Source organism: Flavobacterium beibuense F44-8 (genome assembly GCF_000769915.1).
Classification (GTDB): Bacteria; Bacteroidota; Bacteroidia; order Flavobacteriales; family Flavobacteriaceae; genus Flavobacterium; species Flavobacterium beibuense.
The window spans coordinates 1-471 of sequence record NZ_JRLV01000056.1 but is presented as its reverse complement, the minus strand read 5'-3'; the positions used below and the strand labels follow the sequence as shown (position 1 = coordinate 471).

Sequence of the window (471 nt, the reverse complement as noted above, 5' to 3'; positions counted from 1 at the left end):
CTAAATCCTGAGACTGTATTGTACCATCAACTATTTTAGTAGATGTTACCGAGTTATCTGCAAGCTTAGCCGTTGTAACTGAGTTATTAGCTAAATCTACTGTATTAACAGCGCCATCCTGTATTTTATCAGAAGTAATAGCATTATTCGCTATATCCTGATTTAGTATTGCTCCGTCAATAATCATGTTTGATGTGATTACATTATTATTAATGCTAAGCACCACATCTTTAAATGTTGAATTGGCTCCGTTGCTCACTGTTAAGTGAGAAGATGTTATACCTCCAGGACCATTATAACCTGAGAAGTTTGTTGAAACTACATAAGGATTAGCTACTGTACCTGCACCGGTTACAGCAATACCCGAACCTGCGGTTGTAACACCTCCTACGCCATCTGCACCATCTGCACCTGCAGGACCTTGTGGTCCAGCCGGGCCTTGTGGACCTGTAGCTCCGGTATCGCCCGTAT

The 471-nt window shown here is 41.8% G+C and carries 1 pseudogene; it reads right to left on the bottom strand.

From position 1 onward, the window contains the following. Positions 1 to 471: pseudogene (locus tag Q763_RS18010) on the bottom strand (hypothetical protein); the annotation flags it as partial.